The sequence below is a fragment of the Pseudomonas sp. HY2-MNA-CIBAN-0224 genome (assembly GCF_040310285.1).
GTDB classification, from domain to species: Bacteria; Pseudomonadota; Gammaproteobacteria; order Pseudomonadales; family Pseudomonadaceae; genus Aquipseudomonas; species Aquipseudomonas helleri.
In genome coordinates, this window is the sequence record NZ_JBEOPQ010000440.1 from 1 (window position 1) to 278 (window position 278).

Genomic DNA, 278 nt, shown 5'->3' on the forward strand with positions numbered 1-278 from the left:
CTTGAGCATCCCTTGCAACTGACGGGCGTGACTGAAGTGGTGCAACCAGATGATCTCACGCTTGAGGTAACCTTAACAGAAGGTGAGTCATTGAATGGCGTGTTTACGCAATTGTCCGAGCAAGGTATTACTATTGCCAGTATGCGTAACAAGTCTAACCGTTTAGAAGAGCTGTTTATGCGCCTTGTCGACCAAAATATCCAGAATCAAGACAGTATGAAGGAGTCAGGACTATGAATCAGAAAATAGTAGTAGACCCTAATGACAGTATGTCATGG

General features: G+C 44.2%; 1 pseudogene. It reads left to right on the forward strand.

What is annotated here, in order from left to right:
- Positions 1 to 237: pseudogene (locus tag AAEZ03_RS27085) on the forward strand (DUF4162 domain-containing protein); the annotation flags it as partial.
- Positions 238 to 278: the final 41 nt, after the last annotated feature.